The sequence below is a fragment of the Microbulbifer sp. A4B17 genome (assembly GCF_003076275.1).
In the GTDB taxonomy this organism is placed as follows: Bacteria; Pseudomonadota; Gammaproteobacteria; order Pseudomonadales; family Cellvibrionaceae; genus Microbulbifer.
Map to the genome: position 1 here is coordinate 4,800,001 of NZ_CP029064.1, position 2,500 is coordinate 4,802,500.

Annotated in this window: 2 rRNA genes (1 of these 2 cut by a window edge); both read right to left on the minus strand. The window is 48.8% G+C overall.

The features are described 5' to 3' along the window. Nucleotides 1–946: 946 nt before the first annotated feature. Nucleotides 947–1,062: ribosomal RNA gene (gene rrf / locus BTJ40_RS21005) — 5S ribosomal RNA — on the minus strand. Nucleotides 1,063–1,265: 203 nt separating this feature from the next. Beyond that, a 23S ribosomal RNA gene (locus BTJ40_RS21010) occupies nucleotides 1,266–2,500 on the minus strand (it continues 1,647 nt past the right edge of the window).

Here is a 2,500-nt window from a genome sequence, read left to right on the forward strand (position 1 = left end):
CGCGCATTATAGCGACCTCTCCGTGCTTGGCAAGCTCTTTTTTCAAAAGGTTTTCTTAAGAAAATCAACGACTTAGAGCTGCCTTCCCACTGCTGCCTGAGCAGCGAGGAAGCGAACTATACGGACTTCAGGGAGGCTCCGCAAGCATTTTATGAATAAATTTCCAAAATGGTTTTTGGTTAAAAATCAGACTGCAAATGCATCCCCTGGTGGTGGAAACGGAAAATATAACTATGAATAAAATCCCAACATCACTATCGGGGAATATGCGCGTAGTTTTTTAAAAGCACGGTATTTTCCGCACTATTTGGCAGCTAGATTGAATAACTTTTAGGGATACTAGGCTCTAGGGGATAACTTTCTGGGAGTATTTAGTGGCTTACTAACTCTGGTAGTTTTGAAGCCATTAAAAATACAAACCTAAAGTTCATGAAAGTAGTTTTAAGTGTGTATCCAGTGGCAAATTTTTGCAGAAGCTCTGAAAAACTTGAGTAAGAAACGTAAAGATCTTTTAGGGGTTTATTTTTTGAAGTGGAAACTGACTAATTTATTTAGAGCTATTTTTACAAGTTATCGGAAATACTGGACCCACACTGTAGGCGGGCAGTTCTCGTCAGCCTGCGGTGCATGACTCCGGATTTGTGAACGGCTCACATAGCAGCGCAGGCACGCGAGATAGTGAAAATATTTACCGCACCCTAAAAAGAAAACCCCGGCAGTGCAGCTGGTGTAGGTTTCTTTATTAGAAACCTGACAGCTGGTGACGGTTTAGCCTGCCGAAGGCCGCTCGGAGGGTGAGAGCCACAGGCTCGAACCACTATGACTTTGCACGCAGCGCGTCTCTCTTCTTTCCCTTTCTTAGTTTTTTTGTTTTTTGCTTCTTTAAAATATTTTTCAGCCATAAAAAAAAGGGCCACCCTGTTGGGTGGCCCTTTTCGGATTAGAAGCCTGACGATGACCTACTCTCACATGGGGAAGCCCCACACTACCATCGGCGATGTTGCGTTTCACTTCTGAGTTCGGCAAGGGATCAGGTGGTTCCACAACTCTATTGTCGTCAGGCAAACTGGCTTGGGTTGGCGTTGGTCTTATAAGCAATGTGCTTGGCCTGCCGCGTTATCGCTGTTTGCCTCGGTCATGTTGTTGACCGGCGATAACCCCAAATAAGTCGGTAAAACAATCTGTAGTAATACACCGCAAGCGATCGTATGTCTCTAACTCACAATCCGCTAGCTTCGCTAGTCGTTAGTAACCATCTCTGTTGTATGGTCAAGCCGCACGGGCAATTAGTACTGGTTAGCTCAACGCCTCACAACGCTTCCACACCCAGCCTATCAACGTGGTAGTCTTCCACGGCCCTTCAGGAGGCTCAAGGCCTCAGGGAGATCTTATCTTGAAGGAGGCTTCCCGCTTAGATGCTTTCAGCGGTTATCCCGTCCGAACATAGCTACCCGGCAATGCCACTGGCGTGACAACCGGAACACCAGAGGTTCGTTCACTCCGGTCCTCTCGTACTAGGAGCAACTCTTCTCAAATCTCCAACGCCCACGGCAGATAGGGACCGAACTGTCTCACGACGTTCTAAACCCAGCTCGCGTACCACTTTAAATGGCGAACAGCCATACCCTTGGGACCGGCTTCAGCCCCAGGATGTGATGAGCCGACATCGAGGTGCCAAACACCGCCGTCGATGTGAACTCTTGGGCGGTATCAGCCTGTTATCCCCGGAGTACCTTTTATCCGTTGAGCGATGGCCCTTCCATACAGAACCACCGGATCACTATGACCTACTTTCGTACCTGCTCGACATGTCTGTCTCGCAGTCAAGCGCACTTATACCATTATGCTCATTGCATGATTTCCGACCATGCTGAGTGCACCTTCGTACTCCTCCGTTACTCTTTGGGAGGAGACCGCCCCAGTCAAACTACCCACCATACACTGTCCTCGATCCGGATAACGGACCAGAGTTAGAACCTCAAACATACCAGGGTGGTATTTCAAGGACGGCTCCACAACAACTAGCGTCGCTGCTTCAAAGCCTCCCACCTATCCTACACAAATAGGCTCAAAGTTCAGTGCAAAGCTGTAGTAAAGGTTCACGGGGTCTTTCCGTCTAGCCGCGGGTACACTGCATCTTAACAGCGATTTCAATTTCACTGAGTCTCTGGTGGAGACAGCGTGGCCATCGTTACGCCATTCGTGCAGGTCGGAACTTACCCGACAAGGAATTTCGCTACCTTAGGACCGTTATAGTTACGGCCGCCGTTTACCGGGGCTTCGATCAAGAGCTTCGCCGAAGCTAACCCCATCAATTAACCTTCCGGCACCGGGCAGGCGTCACACCCTATACGTCCTCTTACGAGTTTGCAGAGTGCTATGTTTTTAATAAACAGTCGCAGCCACCTGGTCACTTCGACCGGCCTCAGCTTAGGGAGCAAGTCCCATCACCAAAACCGGCGTACCTTCTCCCGAAGTTACGGTACCATTTTGCCTAGTT